Genomic DNA, 18,614 nt, shown 5'->3' on the forward strand with positions numbered 1-18,614 from the left:
CGCGCACGCTGAATTCTCAAGAGGTCCCGCCATGCCCTGGTTACAAGTCCGTCTCGCCATCACCCCGGAACAGGCGGGCACCTACGAAGACGCCCTGCTGGAAGTGGGCGCCGTCTCCGTGACCTTCATGGACGCCGAAGACCAGCCGATCTTCGAGCCCGACCTCGGCACCACGCCGCTCTGGTCCCACACCCACCTGCTCGCCCTGTTCGAGGCCGACACCGACGAGACCACCCTGGTCGCGCACCTGCAGCTGCTGACTGGCGGTCAACTGCCGGAGCACCAGATCGAGCGCATCGAAGACCAGGACTGGGAACGCAGCTGGATGGACAACTTCCAGCCGATGCGCTTCGGCCGCCGCCTGTGGATAGTGCCGAGCTGGCACGCCGCCCCCGAGCCGGACGCGGTGAACCTGCTGCTGGACCCGGGCCTGGCCTTCGGCACCGGCACCCACCCCACCACCGCCCTGTGCCTGGAATGGCTGGACGGCCAGGACCTCACCGACTGCGAGGTGCTGGACTTCGGCTGCGGCTCGGGCATCCTTGCCATCGCCGCCCTGCTGCTGGGCGCGCGCCAGGCGGTGGGCACCGACATCGACCCGCAAGCCCTGGAAGCCTCCCGCGACAATGCCGGCCGCAACGGCATCGATCCGGCACGCTTTCCGCTCTACCTGCCCGCCGACCTGCCGGCGAAACCCGCCGACGTGGTGGTGGCGAACATCCTCGCCGGCCCGCTGGTCTCCCTCGCTCCGCAGCTCACCGGACTGGTAGCCACGGGCGGGCGCCTGGCACTCTCCGGCATCCTCGCCGAGCAGGCCGAGGAAGTCCGCGCGGCCTATGCCGACGCCTTCGACCTCGACCCCACCGCGGAGAAGGATGGCTGGGTGCGCATCAGCGGCGTGCGCCGCTGAAACCCAGCAGATCGAGTAAAATAGCCTTTCGTTTCGACCGGATCGCCGCATGACCGACAGCTTCGTCACCCAGTGCCCGCATTGCCAGACCAGTTTCCGCGTCAGTCGCGCCCAGCTGTCCGTGGCCAAGGGCGCCGTGCGTTGCGGTGCCTGCCTGCACGTGTTCAATGCGGCGCAACAGCTGTTGGCGGCCAAGGGCGGTGCGGCGATTCCACCGCCCGCAACCCCCAGCCCCTCCCCGGCGAAACCGGCGGCCACGCCATCAGCGCCCCCGGCCACGACCGCTCCGGCGCCCAGCGTCGCCACCGTGCTCAAGCAGCCGCCCACGCCACCGGCGAAACCAGCCAGCGACGACACGCTGTGGATCCACGACGACCTGGACCTCGACAGCCTCGACCTGGACGAAGAGCTGGCCAAGCTGGAACAGGAAGAACAGCGCCTGTCGCGCGACCTGCTCGGCCCGAACGCGCCGCTGCGGGCAGCGCCGCAACCCGCACCGCAGCATGACGAAGGCTGGGCCGAAGCCCTGCTGGAAGCCGAGGAGCGCAAGACCGCCCCGGCAGCGGAAAGAGAGCAGGACGCCGAGCCCGAACCGCGCGCCGAGCCCCCGGCCGAACCGCTCGCCCTCACCCCGCCGGAACCGCCAAGGCCCGCCCCGGTGGCGCGCACCGAACCCAGCCTGTCCATGGACCTGGTGGAAGACGAACCCGGCCCGGACTTCAGCCTTGGCTCGGCCCGCGACGACGAACCCGAGGACCTGCGCGACGAGGTCGCCGACGACCTGGACGACGCACACGCCGCCGAACCGCCCCGCCAGCAACCCAAGCGCAACGAACCCGCCCTGCGCGAGGAGGGCCTGTTCGACCTCAACGACGAGCCGCTGCAACTGGACTGGCAGGAGAGCCGGCGCCCCTGGGGGCGCTGGATCGGTTGGGGCCTGATCAACCTGCTGGCCGCGCTCGCCCTGGCCACCCAGTACGTCTGGTACCACTTCGACGAACTGGCCCGGCAGGACCAGTACCGCCCCTGGTTCCAGCAGCTCTGCCCGGAAATCGGCTGCCAGTTGCCCTCCAAGGTGGATATCGAGCTGATCAAGAGCAGCAACCTGGTGGTGCGCAGCCACCCCGAGTTCTCCGGCGCCCTGGTGGTCGACGCCATCCTCTACAACCGTGCCGCCTTCGCCCAGCCGTTCCCGCTGCTGGAACTGCGCTTCGCCGACATCAACGGCCAGCTGCTCGCCAGTCGTCGCTTCAAGCCCGGCGAGTACCTGTCGGGCGAACTGGCCGGACAGACGGAGATGCCTCCGCAGACCCCCATCCACGTCAGCCTGGACATCCTCGATCCGGGCACCAAGGCCGTGAACTACAGCCTGAGCTTCCATTCCCCCGATTAAGCCGCAGGCGCCGGATTCCGGCGCTTCCAGCGCATTGCTAACTCCCGGCGATAAGCGTAGGACTGTTCAGAATTTGTTCAAAACAGCCTTTATCCGGTCATCGAGAGCGGGTATCATGCCCACCCTTTTTCGAACTCCCCCACTGAGCAGGCCCTTCAACAGGGAAGACCTATGTCGTCGGTCAGCATTGGCCCTTATGCCTTGCCCAATCCGGTAATACTCGCCCCCATGGCGGGTGTCACCGACCGGCCGTTCCGTCTGCTTTGCCGCCGCCTCGGCGCCGGCATGGTGGTTTCGGAGATGGTCACCAGCGACGTGCGCCTGTGGAACAGCCGTAAATCCAGGTTGCGCCTGCTCCATGAAGGAGATCCGGAACCCCGCTCCGTGCAGATAGCCGGTGGAGACCCGGCGATGCTGGCGGACGCGGCCAGGGCCAATGTCGAACTCGGTGCGCAGATCATCGACATCAACATGGGCTGCCCGGCGAAGAAGGTCTGCAACAAGGCCGCCGGCTCGGCGCTGATGAAGGACGAAGCCCTGGTGGCCGACATCCTCGACGCCGTGGTCAAGGCCGTCGACGTGCCCGTCACCCTGAAGATCCGGACCGGCTGGGACCGATCGAACAGGAACGGCATCGCGGTGGCGAAGATCGCCGAACAGGCCGGTATCCAGGCGCTGGCCGTCCATGGCCGGACCCGCGCCGACCTGTACACCGGCGAAGCCGAATACGACACCATCGCGGCGATCAAGCAGGCGGTGTCCATTCCGGTCTTCGCCAATGGCGATATCGATTCGCCACAGAAAGCCAGGCAGGTCCTCGACGCCACCGGCGCCGATGCCCTGCTGATCGGTCGAGCGGCCCAGGGGCGACCCTGGATATTCCGCGAGATCGCGCATTACCTGGCGACCGGTGAACTTCTGCCGGCGCCGTGCTTGATCGAAGTGGAACGGATACTGCTGGAGCACCTTGCCGCACTGCACGCCTTCTATGGCGACGAAATGGGCGTTCGCATCGCCCGCAAGCATGTCGGCTGGTACCTGCAAACCCTGCCGGGCGCCAGGGAGTTTCGCGCCCAGTTCAATCGTTTGGAGTCCACGGACGCGCAGTGCGCCAACGTTCGGGAGTTCTTCGCCGAGCGTCACAACGAAGGGGAAAAGGCCGCATGACGACGATGACCGAGAATTTTTTTGATGGGGCAACACCCGTGAGCGACAACGCCAACCTGAAACAGCACCTGACGGCACCCACCGCAGAGGGCCAGACCCTGCGTGGCAGTGTCGAGAAGGCACTGCACAACTATTTCGCCCATCTCGAGGGCGCCGCCGTCACGGACGTGTACAACCTGGTGCTTTCCGAAGTGGAAGCGCCGCTGCTGGAAACCGTGATGAACTACGTCAAGGGTAACCAGACCAAGGCTTCCGAGATGCTCGGCCTCAACCGGGGCACGCTGCGCAAGAAGCTCAAGCAATACGACCTGCTCTGAAGGGCGGAAGCTGGAAGCCGGAAGTTTGAAGCGGGACGCGACCCGACGATCAGACTTCCGGCTTCCAGTTTCAGGCCCCCACCGCCCAATCCATCTCCCACTCGAATGGCTCCGAAATGACCGACCAGACCACCCGCCTTCCCGTTCGCCGCGCCCTGATCAGCGTTTCCGACAAGACCGGCATCGTCGAGTTCGCCCGTGAACTGGCTGCCCTTGGCGTGGAGATCCTCTCCACCGGCGGCACCTACAAGCTGCTCAAGGACAACGGCATCGCCGCCGTGGAAGTAGCCGACTACACCGGCTTCCCGGAAATGATGGACGGCCGCGTGAAGACCCTGCACCCGAAAATCCACGGCGGCATCCTCGGCCGTCGCGACCTCGACGGCGCGGTCATGGAACAGCACGGCATCAAGCCGATCGACCTGGTGGCGGTCAACCTCTACCCCTTCGAAGCCACCGTTGCCAAGCCTGATTGCGACCTGCCCACGGCCATCGAGAACATCGACATCGGCGGCCCGACCATGGTCCGCAGCGCCGCGAAGAACCACAAGGACGTCGCCATCGTGGTGAACGCCAGCGACTACGCCGGCATCCTCGAAGGGCTCAAGGCCGGCGGCCTGACCTATGCCCAGCGCTTCGACCTGGCCCTCAAGGCGTTCGAGCACACCTCCGCCTACGACGGCATGATCGCCAACTACCTGGGCACCATCGACCAGGTCCGCGACACCCTCTCCACCGAAGGCCGCGGCGCCTTCCCGCGCACCTTCAACAGCCAGTTCGTCAAGGCCCAGGAGATGCGCTACGGCGAGAACCCGCACCAGAGCGCGGCCTTCTACGTGGAAGCGAAGAAAGGCGAGGCCAGCGTGTCCACCGCCGTGCAACTGCAGGGCAAGGAACTCTCCTTCAACAACGTGGCCGACACCGATGCCGCCCTGGAATGCGTGAAGAGCTTCCTCAAGCCGGCCTGCGTCATCGTCAAGCACGCCAACCCCTGTGGCGTGGCCGTGGTGCCGGACAACGAAGGCGGCATCCGCAAGGCCTACGACCTGGCCTACGCCACCGACAGCGAATCCGCCTTCGGCGGCATCATCGCCTTCAACCGCGAGCTGGATGGCGAGACCGCCAAGGCCATCGTCGAGCGCCAGTTCGTCGAAGTCATCATCGCCCCGAAAGTCTCCGCCGAAGCCCGCGCCGTGGTTGCCGCCAAGGCCAACGTGCGCCTGCTGGAGTGCGGCGAGTGGCCGGCCGAGCGCGCCCCGGGCTGGGACTTCAAGCGCGTCAACGGCGGCCTGCTGGTGCAGAGCCGCGACATCGGCATGATCAAGGCGGAAGATCTGAAGATCGTCACCCAGCGCGCCCCGAGCGAGCAGGAAATCCATGACCTGATCTTCGCCTGGAAAGTGGCCAAGTTCGTCAAATCCAACGCCATCGTCTACGCCAAGAACCGCCAGACCGTCGGCGTCGGCGCCGGCCAGATGAGCCGCGTGAACTCCGCCCGCATCGCCGCCATCAAGGCCGAGCATGCCGGCCTTGAGGTGAAGGGCGCGGTGATGGCGTCCGATGCCTTCTTCCCCTTCCGCGACGGCATCGACAACGCCGCGGCCGCCGGTATCACTGCAGTGATCCAGCCGGGCGGCTCCATGCGCGACAACGAAGTCATCGCCGCCGCCGACGAAGCAGGTATTGCGATGGTGTTCACCGGCATGCGCCACTTTAGGCACTAACGGTCGCCCTCGAGCAGGCATCTGCTGCGTTGCCGGCCCCGCTCCCAATGCTCATTGCCAGAAGGCAACTCCGCTTGGTGACGGGGCCGGCGCCTTGCATCTACCTACTCGATCGCAACCTCGACTCCGAGCATAAAAGCTTTTGTAGGGTGGATAACGCTTTTCTTATCCACCGTTCGGGCGTAACGCCCGCCTCCTCAAGGAGAACTCAATGAACGTATTGATCATCGGCAGCGGCGGTCGTGAACACGCCCTGGCGTGGAAAGTGGCCCAGGACCCGCGCGTGGAGAAAGTCTTCGTCGCGCCGGGCAACGCCGGCACCGCGACCGAAGCCAAGTGCGAGAACGTCGCCATCGACGTGCTGGCCCTGGAGCAACTGGCGGAATTCGCCGCGAATAACGTCCAGCTGACCATCGTCGGCCCGGAAGCGCCGCTGGTGAAGGGCGTGGTCGACCTGTTCCGCTCGCGCGGCCTGGCCATCTTCGGCCCCACCGCCGGCGCGGCACAACTGGAAGGCTCCAAGGCCTTTACCAAGGACTTCCTGGCCCGCCACCAGATCCCCACCGCCGCCTACCAGAACTTCACCGAAATCGAGCCGGCCCTGGCCTACCTGCGCGAGAAGGGTGCGCCCATCGTGATCAAGGCCGACGGCCTGGCCGCGGGCAAGGGCGTGATCGTCGCCATGACCCTGGAAGAAGCCGAAGCCGCCGTACGCGACATGCTCGCCGGCAATGCCTTCGGTGATGCGGGTTCGCGCGTGGTGATCGAGGAGTTCCTCGACGGCGAGGAGGCCAGCTTCATCGTCATGGTGGATGGCCAGAACGTGCTGCCCATGGCGACCAGCCAGGACCACAAGCGCGTCGGCGACGGCGACACCGGCCCGAACACCGGCGGCATGGGCGCCTACTCGCCGGCGCCGGTGGTCACCCCCGAGGTGCATCAGCGGGTGATGGACGAAGTCATTTACCCGACCGTGCGCGGCATGGCCGAGGAAGGCAACGTCTACACCGGCTTCCTCTATGCCGGCCTGATGATCGACAAGAGCGGCGCACCCAAGGTCATCGAGTTCAACTGCCGTTTCGGCGACCCGGAAACCCAGCCCATCATGGTGCGTCTGGAGTCTTCCCTGGTGCTGCTGGTAGAAGCCGCCCTGGCCAAGGCCCTGGACAAGGTCGAAGCCACCTGGGACCCGCGCCCCACCGTGGGCGTGGTCCTGGCCGCCGGCGGCTACCCGGGCGACTACGCCAAGGGCGAAGTGATCGAAGGCCTGGCCGATGCCGCCGCCCTGGACGGTAAGGTGTTCCACGCCGGCACCGCACTGAAGGACGGCCAGATCGTCACCTCCGGCGGCCGCGTGCTCTGCGCCACCGCCATCGGCCGCAGTGTGTCCGACGCGCAGCAGCAGGCCTATCGCCTGGCGGAGAAAATCCGCTGGAACGGCTGCTTCTACCGCAAGGACATCGGCTATCGCGCCATCGCGCGCGAGCAGAACGATTGCTGAAATCGGCTTTCGAAGGAATAACAGCAGTAACTCACCCTGACCGGGATGGCCATATGGCCGTCTTGGTCATATTCCGCACAAGAGGGGCTTGGCTATAATCCGGCCACTCACCCACGAAGGGACCTCGACCGTGCTTCGGCTCAGGATTGCCACAGGATTGTTCGCCAGTCTGCTGCTGGCCCTGCTTCCTCTGCTGCCCGCCCAGGCGGCCGATACGGGGCGCTGGAGCATGCTGCTCGATCCCAGCGCCAACCTGCAGCTGCAGGAAGTACGCACCCAGCAGGCCCTGTCCCAGTTCACCCCGGTCGAACTCGACCAGCTCTATACCCCCGGTGGCACCAGCGCGCTCTGGTTGCACTACCGGCTCCCGCCCAGCCAGCACGAGCAGCTGCTGCGGGTCTTCGCCCCCTACCTGGCCTACCTCGACCTCTATGTCCTCAAGGGCGATGAGCTGGTCGCCCACACCCGCACCGGCAGCCGCCTGCCCTACAGCGAGCGCCCGCTGCCCAGCCGCGACTTCCTCCTGCCCCTGCCGGTCCAGCAGGAATCCCTGGATATCTACCTGCGCATGGCCTCGGAGCACGCCCTGCGCCCGACCGTGGCCCTGCAGTCCGCGGCCCTGATGGCCGCCGACGATACCCGTCCGCTGCTCTTCGGCCTGCTGCTCGGCGGGCTGGCCATGCTGGTCTACTACAACCTGGTGCGCTACGCGTACTGCCGCGCCACCGTCAGTCTCTGGCTGGCCGCCGCACAGGGCAGCCTGATCGTCACCGGCATCAGCCTGCTGGGCATCAGCTCACCCTGGCTCGGCGACTGGCAGAGCGCGCAACCGCAGATCGCCAACCTGTCCATGCTGGTCGCCATGGCCTGCGCCCTGGCCTTCACCGTCAGCTTCTTCGGCAAGGTCTGCCCAAGCACGCCGCTGACCGGCGTGCTGCTGGGCGAGGTCGTGCTGATCGCGCTCACCGCCGCCCTGCTGCTGATCGTCACCGAGCTGCCGTTCAACCAACTGGTCTACGGGCTGGCCGCCCTCGCCAGCCTCAGCATGTTCCTCTACGCCCTCCTGCACTGGCACCAGGGCTACCGTCCGGCGCGGCTGTTCAGCCTGGCGCTGGGCGTGTTCTGCGTCGCCATCTTCGGCGCCCTGCCTGCCCTGTTCGGCTACTGGCAACTGCAGTCCGACTGGCTGGCCTACACCCTGCTGGCCATCTCCACGGTCAGCGGCGTGTTCCTCAGCATGGCCCTCAGCGAACGCCAGCGACGCATCCAGCATGAAATCTTCAGTGCCAGCCGCGCCCTGGCCGCCAGCTCCGCCGAACTGAAGGCCAAGGGTGAATTCCTGGCCAAGATCAGCCACGAAATCCGCACCCCGATGAACGGCGTGCTGGGCATGACCGAACTGCTCCTCGGCACCCCGCTGTCGGCCAAGCAGCGCGACTACGTGCAGACCATCCACAGCTCCGGCAACGAGCTGCTCACCCTGATCAACGAAATCCTCGACATCTCCAAGTTGGAGTCCGGTCAGATCGAGCTGGACGACGTGCAGTTCGACCTCAATGCCCTGATCGACGACTGCCTCGACATCTTCCGCGCCAAGGCCGAACAGCAGCGGGTCGAACTCATCAGTTTCATGCAGCCCCAGGTGCCCCGCGTGATCAGCGGCGACCCCACGCGCCTGCGGCAGATGCTCCTCAGCCTGCTGGACAACGCCTTCAGGCAGACCGACGAAGGCGAGATCCTGCTGGTGGTGGCGCTGGACAACAGCGCCAGCGAACCGCGCCTGCGCATCGCCGTGCAGGACAGCGGCCGCCCCCTGGAAGCCGGCGAACGAGAAGCGCTGCTCAACGCCGAATTGCAGAGCAGCGACCTCCTCACCACCTCCAAACTCGGCGGCCGCCTGGGTCTGGTCATCGCCCGCCAGCTGGTGCGCCTGATGGACGGCGAGTTCGGCATCCAGAGCGGCGCGGGGCAAGGCAGCACCCTCTGGCTCAACCTGCCACTGGACAGCCAGCACCTGGAACGCCCCACCGCCGACCTGGACAGCCCGCTGGAAGGCGCGCGCCTGCTGGTGGTGGACGACAACGACACCTGCCGCAAGGTGCTGGTCCAGCAATGCAGCGCCTGGGGCCTGCAGGTCAGCGCCGTCCCCTCCGGCAAGGAGGCCCTGGCCCTGCTGCGCACCAAGGCTCACCTGCGCGAGTACTTCGACGTAGTCCTGCTGGACCAGGACATGCCCGGCATGACCGGCATGCAACTGGCGGCCAAGATCAAGGAAGACCCCAGCCTCAACCACGATATCCTGATCATCATGCTCACCGGCATCAGCAATGCCCCGAGCAAGATCATCGCGCGCAACGCCGGCATCAAGCGCATCCTCGCCAAGCCGGTGGCCGGCTACACCCTCAAGACCACCCTGGCCGACGAGCTCAACCAGCGCCGCAACGGCGGTCCCCTGTTCCTGCCCGGTTCCCAGGTCAGCGAACCGCTGCACGTGCCCAACGATTTCCGCATCCTGGTGGCCGAGGACAACAGCATCTCCACCAAGGTCATCCGCGGCATGCTGAGCAAGCTCAACCTCGAACCGGACACCGCCAGCAACGGCGAGGAAGCCCTGAGCGCGATGAAGAACCAGCACTACGACCTGGTGCTGATGGACTGCGAGATGCCGATACTGGACGGATTCACCGCCACCGAGATGCTGCGCCACTGGGAGAACCTGGAGCAGCGGCCGCGCACGCCGGTGGTCGCCCTGACCGCCCACATCCTCAGCGAACACAAGGAACGCGCCCGCCTCTCCGGCATGGACGGCCACATGGCCAAGCCAGTGGAACTCTCCCAGCTGCGCGAGCTGATCGAATACTGGGTGGCCGAGAAGGAACTCCGCGAGCGACACGCGATACACAGCTGACCGGCGGACGACCTGTGGGGGCGATTTCAATCGCTATGCGGACCGCAGGTTCGCCCTGGGAATCCTGCAAGGGGCGGCTTCGCCGCCCATAGCGAATAAATTCGCCCCCACAATGGGCCGCCGCCCTGCTACCCCCACCGCACGGCGAAGATCGGCGGCAGGTGCCCGGCGAGCAAAGTCCAGCTATCCCCCTGATCGCCCGACAGCCACAGGTGCCCGGTGGTGGACCCCATGACCAGGCACTGACCGCTGTCATCCACATCCAGCCCGTGTCGGTACACCAGGTCATAGCAGAGCTGCTGCGGCAGGCCACGCTCCAGCACCTCGAAACTGCGCCCGCCATCGCGGGTGCGGGTGACCCGCAGACGCTGGTCGGCGGGCACCCGGCATTCGTCCTTCACCGCCGGCACGAACCAGGCGCAGTCCGGGTCGGTGGGATGTACCGCCACGGCGAAACCGAAGGTGGACGGTCCGGCCTCGGGTATTTCCCGCCAGTTCAAGCCTCGGTCGGTACTGACGAAAATGCCGTTGTGGTGCTGCACCCAGAGCCGCTCCGGGTCCGTCGGGCAGGCCACCATGCGGTGCGGGTCCTGAATGTCCGGCTCCTCCGCGCGCTCCGGCGGCATGTAGGCCGCACGCATGCCACGGGTGCGGTAGGCCCAACTGGCGCCTTCGTCCTCGCTGTGCCAGACGCCGCCGCAAGACACCGCCAGCGTCAGGTGGCGGCTGTCGCGCGGGTCGACGCAGATGGAATGGATACCCGGCTGGTCGTAGCCGCCGCCGAACCAGTTGGCCCGCTCCGGACGCTGCCAGAGACTGTCCACCAGCGCCCAGGAGCTGCCGTGGTCGCGGGACCGGAACAGGCCGCCGGGAATGGTGCCGGCCCAAAGCGTGCCGGGCTGATCGGCGCCGCCCGTTTCCAGGCACCAGATCATCTCCACCGACGGCTCCTCCTCACCTTCGGCAGCCGGTGCGAAGGCCGGGGCGGCGATTTCCTCCCAGCGCTGCCCGGCGTCCGCCGAGCGCCACAGCTTGGGCCCGAAATGGCCCAGGTGCAGGGCTGCGTAGAGGTGACCATCACGCGGATCGGTCAGCAGCATGCTCACCGGCTCACCGAGGAAGTCCTGGCGCGCCAGGCGCCAGCCATCCCCCTCGTGCTCGAAGCACAGCAGCCCCTTGCGGGTCGCCACATGGATGCATCGGCTCATGTCCTTCTCCTTGTGCCGGTTCAACCGCCGGACAACGCCTGGACGACGAAGATGTCGCTGGCCGGCCCCACCGGATCGGATAAACGACGGCGGTCGTTCACTTGCTGGGTGTCGACGAAGATCGCCACGTGCCGGCGCAGCCGCCCCTGGTCGTCGAGCAGGTAGCCGCGCAGGCGCGGGTTGGCGGCGAACGCGGCGTCCAGCGCCTCGGCGACGGTAAGCGCCGTGACGTCCAGTTCGGCGACATCGAGGTGGCGTTGCAGGTTGGGGGTGAAACTGATGCGCGCCATCAACGGCTCCCTGCGCGACGAAACGACCCAGTGCGGGTAGGTATAGCCGACCGCCGCGACGCGGTTATAGTGGAGCGCCCAACGGCAGGGCAGCCTCTACACTGAGCAGGCCGCCCGTGAATGGATGCCCCCCATGTTCGAAAGCCTCTCCAGCCTGTACCTGAAGATGCTGGTGCTCTACAGCCCTTTCTTCGTGCTCTCCTGCTTCATCGGCCTGACCCGTGGCTACACCGTGAAGGAGCGCAAGAAGCTCGCCTGGAAAGTCGCCCTCGGCACCCTGGTGGCCAGCGCCCTGCTCTACCTGTTCGGCCAGGCGATCTTCAATATCTTCGGCATCACCATCGATGCCTTCCGCATCGGCGCCGGCACCGTGCTGTTCATCTCCGCCCTCGGCATGGCCCAGGGCAAGTCGGCGGTGCAGGCGGACAACGTGCAGCAGGACGTGACCATCGTGCCGCTGACCATCCCCCTCACCGTTGGCCCCGGCACCATCGGCGCCATGCTGGTGATGGGTGCCGGCCACGTGCACTGGGACGACAAGCTCACCGCCCTCATCGCCATCGCCATCGCCTCCGTCACCGTCGGCGCAATCCTCTATCTCTCCGACCACATCGAACGCATCCTCGGCGAACAGGGCCTGCAGATCGTCAGCCGCCTGATGGGCCTGTTCGTCTGCGCCCTGGCCGCACAGATCATCTTCACCGGGGTGAAGAACTACCTCGTCCCGTAGGTTGGTGCGGGCCACGCTGGTCCGAGCGCAGCGAGGCCCAACGTGGCACGCACCAGCCTACGCCCCATCCTCCCGCCCACGCCCCAGCGCAGTGCAAAACCGGGACGCCGAAAACCTCTCGCCCCCCACCCAGCCCAGTAACCACGGGCACTTCGCGTTTCTGGCACCACCCTTGCTCTGGAGCATTCCAACTTGGATACAAGATGGAACTCCAGAACATGTCCGATGCCCCCATCGCCTTCACCCTGGCCGACTGGCAGCAGGCCTACCGCGACCAACTGCAACCCGCTGAACTGCTGCACGCTTTGCGCCAGCGCCTGAGCACCGACGACCGCGCCTGGATCAGCCTGGCCAGCGCCGAGCAACTGGATGCCCAGCTTGGCGAACTCGCCGCCCTGCTGGCGTCCGCCAGCGGTGACATGGACCGCCTACCACTCTACGGTGTGCCCTTCGCCATCAAGGACAACATCGACGCCGCCGGCTGGACCACCACCGCCGCCTGCCCAGCCTTCGCCTATCCGGCTGCGGAGGACGCCACCGTGGTCGCCCGCCTGCGCGCCGCCGGCGCCATCCTGATCGGCAAGACCAACCTCGACCAGTTCGCCACCGGCCTGGTGGGCACCCGTTCACCCTATGGCGCGGTGCCCAACGCCTTCGACCCGGCCTACGTCAGCGGCGGCTCCAGTTCCGGCTCGGCGTCGGTGGTGGCGCGCGGCCTGGTGCCGTTCTCCCTCGGCACCGACACCGCCGGCTCAGGCCGCGTGCCGGCCGGCTTCAACAACATCGTCGGCCTCAAGCCCACCAAGGGCTGGTTGCCCAACACCGGCCTGGTGCCGGCCTGCCGCACCCTCGATTGCATCTCCGTGTTCGCCCTGAGCGTCGCCGACGCCGAAACCGTGGCGCGCCTCGCCGGCGGCTACGACGCCCGCGACCCCTACTCCCGGCAAAACCCCGACAGCGCCCCGGTGGGCATGGGCGCCAAGCCCAGGCTGGCAGTGCCGGATGTGCTGGAGTTCTTCGGCGACGAACAGACCCGTGCCGTCTTCGAATCCGCGCTGGACCAGCTCCGGGCCCTGGGCGCCGAGATCACCGCCATCGATTTCAGCCCCTTCCGCCAACTGGCCGAGCAGCTCTACCAGGGCTCCTGGGTGGCCGAACGCACCGTGGCGGCCGGTACGATCTTCACCGACCAGCCGCACGCCATGGACCCGGTGGTGCATGGCATCCTCGCCAATGGCCTGGACTACAGCGCCTGCGACGCCTACCGCGCCGAGTACCTGCGCGCCGAGCTGGCGCGCAAGGTCAACGACGCCCTGGCCGGCTTCGACGCCCTGGTGGTGCCCACCTCGCCCACCATTCGCCGCATCGCCGAGATGGCCGAGGAGCCGGTGCGCTACAACGCCCAGTTCGGCACCTACACCAACTTCACCAATTTCTCCGACCTGAGCGCCCTGGCCCTGCCCGCCGGATTCCGCGCCGACGGCCTGCCAGCGGGCATCACCCTGCTCGCCCCGGCCTGGCATGACGCCGCCCTGGCCGCCTTCGGCAAGCGCTGGCAAGCCGCCCTGGCGCTGTCCCTGGGCGCCACCGGCCGCGCCCTGCCGCCCCAGGCACCCGCCGCCCAGGCGCCCGGTTGCGTGCGCGTCGCGGTGGTCGGTGCGCACCTCACCGGCATGCCGCTGAACTTCCAGCTCACCACCCGCAATGCGGTGCTGGTGGAACAGACCCGCACCGCCGCCGACTACCGCCTGTTCGCCCTGCCCGGCACCGTGCCGCCCAAGCCCGGCCTGGCCCGCAGCCAGGATGGCGCGCCGCTGATCGTCGAGCTCTGGGACGTCCCGCTGGCGCGCTTCGGCGAATTCGTCGCCGAGATTCCGCCGCCGCTGGGCATCGGCAACCTGCAACTGGAGGACGGCCGCTGGGTGAAAGGCTTCATTTGCGAGCCCTACGCCCTGGAAGGCGCCCGCGACATCACCGCCTTCGGCGGCTGGCGCGCCTTTATCGCCAGCCAGCAGAACTAGCTCCCTCCCCTCTCCCCCGAGAGGAGAGGGGACAAGAACAGCGCCAGCCAGACAGCCCGTCGCACCAGCCAGGAGGCCGCAAGAGATGTTCCACACCGTACTGATCGCCAACCGAGGCGAGATCGCCGTCCGCGCCATCCGTACCCTCAAGCGCCTCGGCGTGAAGAGCGTCGCCGTGTATTCCGACGCCGACCGCAACGCACCCCATGTGCGCGATGCCGATGTCGCCATCGCCCTGGGTGGCGACAAGCCGGCCGACAGCTACCTGCGCATCGACAAGATCCTCGCCGCCGCACGCGAGGCAGGTGCCCAGGCGATCTACCCCGGCTATGGCTTCCTCTCCGAAAGCGCCGAGTTCGCCGAGGCCTGCGAAGCGGCCGGTATCGCCTTTGTCGGCCCCACTTCGACGCAGATCCGCGAGTTCGGCCTCAAGCACCGCGCCCGTGAGCTGGCCGGCGCGGCCCAGGTGCCGATGGCCCCCGGCACCGGCCTGCTCGACAGCCTCGACGACGCGCTCGAGGCCGCCGCCCGGATCGGCTACCCGGTGATGCTCAAGACCACCGCCGGCGGTGGCGGTATCGGCCTGACCCGCTGCGCGGATGCCGAGGCGCTGAAAAGCGCCTATGAAAGCGTCAAGCGCATGGGCGAGCAGTTCTTCAGCGATGCCGGGGTATTCCTCGAACGCTTCGTCGACCAGGCACGCCACGTCGAAGTGCAGATCTTCGGCGACGGCCAGGGACGCGTGGCGGCCCTCGGCGAACGCGACTGCTCGTTGCAGCGCCGCAACCAGAAAGTCGTGGAGGAAACCCCTGCGCCGAACCTGCCCCAGGCCACCCGCGAGCGCCTCCACGCCGCCGCCGTCCAGCTCGGCCAGTCGGTGAACTACCGCAGCGCCGGCACGGTGGAGTTCATCTACGACGCCGCCCGCGACGACTTCTACTTCCTTGAGGTGAACACCCGCCTGCAGGTGGAGCACCCGGTCACGGAAATGGTCACCGGCCTCGACCTGATCGAATGCATGCTGCGTGTGGCGGCCGGTGACGCGCTGGACTGGCCAGCGCTGCAACGTGCCCCCCAGGGCGCCGCGATGGAAGTGCGGATCTATGCCGAAGACCCGCTGAAGAACTTCCAGCCCAGCCCCGGCGTGCTCACCGAAGTGCACTTCCCCGACGGCGTGCGTGTGGATGGCTGGGTCAGCACCGGCAGCGAGGTTTCGGCCTTCTACGACCCGATGATCGCCAAGCTGATCGTCCATGGACGTGACCGCGACGAGGCCCTGGCCCGCCTGCGCCAGGCCCTGGGCGAAACCCGCCTGCACGGCATCGCCAGCAACCTCGACTACCTGCGCCAGGTGGTGGCCGATGACCGCTTCGCCCGTGGCGAGGTGTGGACCCGCCTGCTCGACGGCTTCGCGTTCCGCCCCAGCGTGATCGAAGTGATCGAGCCCGGCACCTACTCCAGCGTGCAGGACTATCCGGGCCGCCTCGGCTACTGGGACATCGGCGTGCCGCCGTCCGGCCCCATGGACGACTTCGCCTTCCGCCTGGCCAACCGCATCGTCGGCAACCACGCCAGCGCCGCCGGCCTGGAGTTCACCCTGCAGGGCCCGACGCTGCGCTTCCATTGCGACGCGCTGATCGCCCTGACCGGCGCCGATTGCCCGGCGGAACTGGACGGCGAGTCCGTGCCCTACTGGGCGCCGCTGGCGGTCAAGGCCGGCCAGGTGCTCAAGCTCGGCCGCGCCCGCAGCGGCTGCCGCACCTACCTGGCGGTGCGCAACGGTTTCGATGTGCCGCTGTACCTGGGCAGCCGCTCCACCTTCGCCCTCGGCCAGTTCGGCGGCCATGCCGGCCGCACCCTGCGCCCGGCGGACATGCTGGCCATCTCCCAGCCGGAACTGCCGGCCTGCACCACCCCGGCCCCGGTGGCGCCGCCCCAGGCCGCCCACGCCAGCCTGATCCCCAGCTACGGCACCACCTGGAACATCGGCGTGCTCTACGGCCCCCATGGCGCACCGGACTTCTTCACCCCGGAGGCCATCGAGGCATTCTTCGACGCCGAATGGGAGGTGCACTACAACTCCAACCGCCTCGGTGTGCGCCTGTCCGGGCCCAAGCCGAGCTGGACCCGCGCCGACGGCGGCGAAGCCGGGCTGCACCCGTCCAACGTGCATGACTGCGAGTACGCCATCGGCTCGATCAACTTCACCGGCGACTTCCCGGTGATCCTCACCAAGGACGGCCCCAGCCTCGGCGGCTTCGTCTGCCCGGTGACCATCGCCAAGGCCGAGCTGTGGAAGGTCGGCCAGGTGAAGCCGGGCGACAAGCTGCGCTTCCACCCCATCGGCTTCCAGCAGGCACAGAGCCTGGAGCAGGCACAACTGGGCAGCCTCGAAGCGCTGGCCGCCATCAGCGCCGTGACCTTGCCCGCGCCCTCCCTGCAGCCCGCCGCCACGGTGTCCGCCACCGTGCTCGCCGAGCTGCCGGCCGACGGCCAGCGCCCACGGGTGGTCTATCGCCAGGCGGGCGATGCCTACATCCTGCTGGAGTACGGCGACAACGTTCTCGACCTCGCCCTGCGCCTGCGCGTGCACCTGCTGATGGAAGCCCTCAAGGCCGAGCCCCTGCGCGGCCTGGAGGAACTGGCCCCCGGCGTGCGCTCCCTGCAATTGCGCTACGACAGCCGCGTGCTGCACCAGCAGACCCTGCTCGACCACCTGCTGCGCCTGGAACAGCGCCTCGGCGATGTGGCCAATATCAAGGTGCCGACCCGCATCGTCCACCTGCCCATGGCCTTCGAGGACAGCGCCACCCTCGGCGCCGTCACCCGCTACCGCGAAACCGTGCGCGCCGAAGCGCCCTGGCTGCCGAACAACGTCGACTTCCTGCAACGCATCAATGGCCTCGCCAGCCGCGACGACGTGAAGGACATCCTGTTCGACGCCAGCTACCTGATCCTCGGCCTCGGCGACGTCTACCTCGACGCACCCTGCGCCGTGCCGCTGGACCCGCGCCATCGCCTGCTCAGCTCCAAGTACAACCCGGCGCGCACCTACACCGCCGAAGGCACCGTGGGCATCGGCGGCATGTACATGTGCATCTACGGCATGGACTCGCCCGGCGGCTACCAGCTGGTGGGGCGCACCCTGCCGATCTGGAACAAGTTCGTGAAGAACGCCCAGTTCGAGAACGGCCAGCCCTGGCTGCTGAAGTTCTTCGACCAGGTGCGTTTCTACCCGGTCAGCGAGGCGGAGCTCGACGCATTCCGCGAAGCCTTCCGCGAGGGGCGGGCCGAGATTCGCATCGAAGAAACCGAGTTCGACTTCGCCGCCTACCGTGACTTCCTCGCCGGCAATGCCGACAGCATCGCCGCCTTCCAGGCCACGCAGAAGGCTGCCTTCGATGCCGAGGCGCAACTCTGGCGCGACGACGACCCGACTGTCACCTCGCCGCTGGCCCAGCCCCACGACGACGACCAGGACCTCGACGGCCACCTGGTCAGCGCCGACATGTGCGGCAGCGTCTGGAAGGTGCTGGTGGAGCCCGGCCAGCGCGTCGAGGCCGGCACCCCGCTGCTGGTGGTGGAAGCGATGAAGATGGAACTGGCGGTCACCGCGCCGGTGGCCGGCACCGTCAAGGCGGTGCGTTGCCAGCCGGGCAAGGCGGTGACGCCGGGCGATGCCCTGCTGCTGCTCGACCCCAGCGAGGCCGCCTGAGATGCAACTGGTGGACCCGGACAAACGCGGCAGAGAGCGCCCGGAGAACCTCGCCGAGCGCATCTACGCCCAGCTCAAGGACGACATCTTCGAGTTCCGCCTGCTGCCCGGCGACCGCTTCTCTGAAAGCGAGATCGCCGACCGCATGGCGGTCAGCCGCACCCCCGTGCGCCAGGCGCTCTACCGCCTGGAACGCGAGGGCTACCTGGAGGTGTATTTCCGCAGCGGCTGGCAGGTGCGGCCGTTCGATTTCACCCACTTCGAGGAACTCTACGAGGTGCGCATCCTGCTGGAGCTGGAGGCGGTCCGCCGCCTCTGCGCCCGGCCCGAAGGCGAGCTGCCGGAGGCCCTGGCGCAGCTCCAGCGCATCTGGCTGGTGCCGAGCGCGGACCGCCTGCAGGACGGGCGCACCGTTTCCCACCTGGACGAAGCCTTCCATTGCCAACTGGTAGTGGCCGCCGGAAACCGCGAGATGGCCCGGCTGCATGCCGAGGTCAGCGAGAAGATCCGCATCATCCGCCGCCTGGATTTCACCCAGGTGCCGCGGGTGGAGATCACCTACGAGGAACACGCACGCATCCTCGGCGCGATCCTGTCGCGCCGCTGCGAAGAAGCACAGCTGCTGCTGAGGAGCCACATCGAAGTCAGCAAGGCTGAAGTACGCAAGATCACCCTGCACATGTTGCACAGCGCTCGGCCAAGGCCGCAGCCGGTCCAAGGGTGACGAGGA

General features: G+C 67.5%; 13 protein-coding genes. 11 read left to right on the forward strand and 2 right to left on the reverse strand.

What is annotated here, in order from left to right; translation table 11 throughout:
• Nucleotides 1-31 precede the first annotated feature (31 nt).
• From prmA to PJW05_RS23840, 7 genes are all read left to right on the forward strand, one after another.
• Nucleotides 32-910 carry a 50S ribosomal protein L11 methyltransferase gene (gene prmA / locus PJW05_RS23810; RefSeq protein ID WP_271409397.1) on the forward strand — a complete coding sequence of 293 codons (879 nt, stop codon included), beginning with the start codon at nucleotides 32-34 and terminating at the stop codon, nucleotides 908-910.
• A 49-nt stretch (nucleotides 911-959) separates the two neighbouring features.
• On the forward strand, nucleotides 960-2,303 hold the full coding sequence (locus PJW05_RS23815) for a DUF3426 domain-containing protein (protein ID WP_271409398.1): 1,344 nt from the start codon (nucleotides 960-962) through the stop codon (nucleotides 2,301-2,303).
• Between the two features lie 171 nt (nucleotides 2,304-2,474).
• Nucleotides 2,475-3,470: a tRNA dihydrouridine synthase DusB gene (gene dusB, locus PJW05_RS23820; protein ID WP_271409399.1), complete on the forward strand. Its 996-nt coding sequence runs from the start codon at nucleotides 2,475-2,477 to the stop codon at nucleotides 3,468-3,470.
• The gene (gene fis / locus PJW05_RS23825) at nucleotides 3,467-3,787 is read left to right on the forward strand and encodes a DNA-binding transcriptional regulator Fis (RefSeq protein ID WP_151137459.1); all 321 of its coding nucleotides are present in this window, start codon (nucleotides 3,467-3,469) and stop codon (nucleotides 3,785-3,787) included. Before dusB ends, fis begins: the two co-directional genes overlap by 4 nt.
• A gap of 116 nt (nucleotides 3,788-3,903) precedes the next feature.
• The gene (gene purH, locus PJW05_RS23830) at nucleotides 3,904-5,511 is read left to right on the forward strand and encodes a bifunctional phosphoribosylaminoimidazolecarboxamide formyltransferase/IMP cyclohydrolase (RefSeq protein WP_271409400.1); all 1,608 of its coding nucleotides are present in this window, start codon (nucleotides 3,904-3,906) and stop codon (nucleotides 5,509-5,511) included.
• Nucleotides 5,512-5,722: 211 nt separating this feature from the next.
• Nucleotides 5,723-7,012: a phosphoribosylamine--glycine ligase gene (purD, locus tag PJW05_RS23835; RefSeq protein WP_271409401.1), complete on the forward strand. Its 1,290-nt coding sequence runs from the start codon at nucleotides 5,723-5,725 to the stop codon at nucleotides 7,010-7,012.
• Between the two features lie 130 nt (nucleotides 7,013-7,142).
• On the forward strand, nucleotides 7,143-9,920 hold the full coding sequence (locus PJW05_RS23840; protein WP_271409402.1) for a hybrid sensor histidine kinase/response regulator: 2,778 nt from the start codon (nucleotides 7,143-7,145) through the stop codon (nucleotides 9,918-9,920).
• A gap of 128 nt (nucleotides 9,921-10,048) precedes the next feature.
• On the opposite strand, the gene PJW05_RS23845 is transcribed toward PJW05_RS23840, so the two are convergent.
• Nucleotides 10,049-11,128, reverse strand: a complete 1,080-nt coding sequence (locus tag PJW05_RS23845) for a WD40/YVTN/BNR-like repeat-containing protein (protein WP_271409403.1) — start codon at nucleotides 11,126-11,128, stop codon at nucleotides 10,049-10,051.
• Between the two features lie 20 nt (nucleotides 11,129-11,148).
• Entirely contained in the window at nucleotides 11,149-11,418 is a 270-nt protein-coding gene (locus tag PJW05_RS23850) for a MoaD/ThiS family protein (RefSeq protein WP_271409404.1), read from the reverse strand.
• A 133-nt stretch (nucleotides 11,419-11,551) separates the two neighbouring features.
• Between PJW05_RS23850 and PJW05_RS23855 the strand changes: the two genes are divergently transcribed.
• The 4 genes from PJW05_RS23855 (at nucleotide 11,552) to PJW05_RS23870 (ending at nucleotide 18,608) form a co-directional block, all read left to right on the forward strand.
• Nucleotides 11,552-12,148: a MarC family protein gene (locus PJW05_RS23855; RefSeq protein ID WP_271409405.1), complete on the forward strand. Its 597-nt coding sequence runs from the start codon at nucleotides 11,552-11,554 to the stop codon at nucleotides 12,146-12,148.
• A gap of 218 nt (nucleotides 12,149-12,366) precedes the next feature.
• On the forward strand, nucleotides 12,367-14,169 hold the full coding sequence (atzF, locus tag PJW05_RS23860) for an allophanate hydrolase (RefSeq protein ID WP_271409406.1): 1,803 nt from the start codon (nucleotides 12,367-12,369) through the stop codon (nucleotides 14,167-14,169).
• Nucleotides 14,170-14,254: 85 nt separating this feature from the next.
• The gene (gene uca, locus PJW05_RS23865) at nucleotides 14,255-17,884 is read left to right on the forward strand and encodes an urea carboxylase (protein ID WP_271409407.1); all 3,630 of its coding nucleotides are present in this window, start codon (nucleotides 14,255-14,257) and stop codon (nucleotides 17,882-17,884) included.
• A 1-nt stretch (nucleotide 17,885) separates the two neighbouring features.
• Nucleotides 17,886-18,608 (forward strand): GntR family transcriptional regulator, encoded by a 723-nt coding sequence (locus tag PJW05_RS23870; protein ID WP_271409408.1) that lies wholly within the window; start codon nucleotides 17,886-17,888, stop codon nucleotides 18,606-18,608.
• Nucleotides 18,609-18,614: the final 6 nt, after the last annotated feature.

The organism is Pseudomonas sp. Q1-7 (assembly GCF_028010285.1).
Taxonomy (GTDB): domain Bacteria; phylum Pseudomonadota; class Gammaproteobacteria; order Pseudomonadales; family Pseudomonadaceae; genus Metapseudomonas.

Coding starts and splice junctions, on each gene's coding strand:
- uca (WP_271409407.1), top strand. CDS start 14,255: ATGTTCCACACCGTACTGATCGCCAACCGAGGCGAGATCGCCGTCCGC.
- fis (WP_151137459.1), top strand. CDS start 3,467: ATGACGACGATGACCGAGAATTTTTTTGATGGGGCAACACCCGTGAGC.
- purH (WP_271409400.1), top strand. CDS start 3,904: ATGACCGACCAGACCACCCGCCTTCCCGTTCGCCGCGCCCTGATCAGC.
- PJW05_RS23870 (WP_271409408.1), top strand. CDS start 17,886: ATGCAACTGGTGGACCCGGACAAACGCGGCAGAGAGCGCCCGGAGAAC.
- PJW05_RS23845 (WP_271409403.1), bottom strand. CDS start 11,128: ATGAGCCGATGCATCCATGTGGCGACCCGCAAGGGGCTGCTGTGCTTC.
- atzF (WP_271409406.1), top strand. CDS start 12,367: ATGTCCGATGCCCCCATCGCCTTCACCCTGGCCGACTGGCAGCAGGCC.
- dusB (WP_271409399.1), top strand. CDS start 2,475: ATGTCGTCGGTCAGCATTGGCCCTTATGCCTTGCCCAATCCGGTAATA.
- PJW05_RS23815 (WP_271409398.1), top strand. CDS start 960: ATGACCGACAGCTTCGTCACCCAGTGCCCGCATTGCCAGACCAGTTTC.
- purD (WP_271409401.1), top strand. CDS start 5,723: ATGAACGTATTGATCATCGGCAGCGGCGGTCGTGAACACGCCCTGGCG.
- prmA (WP_271409397.1), top strand. CDS start 32: ATGCCCTGGTTACAAGTCCGTCTCGCCATCACCCCGGAACAGGCGGGC.
- PJW05_RS23855 (WP_271409405.1), top strand. CDS start 11,552: ATGTTCGAAAGCCTCTCCAGCCTGTACCTGAAGATGCTGGTGCTCTAC.
- PJW05_RS23850 (WP_271409404.1), bottom strand. CDS start 11,418: ATGGCGCGCATCAGTTTCACCCCCAACCTGCAACGCCACCTCGATGTC.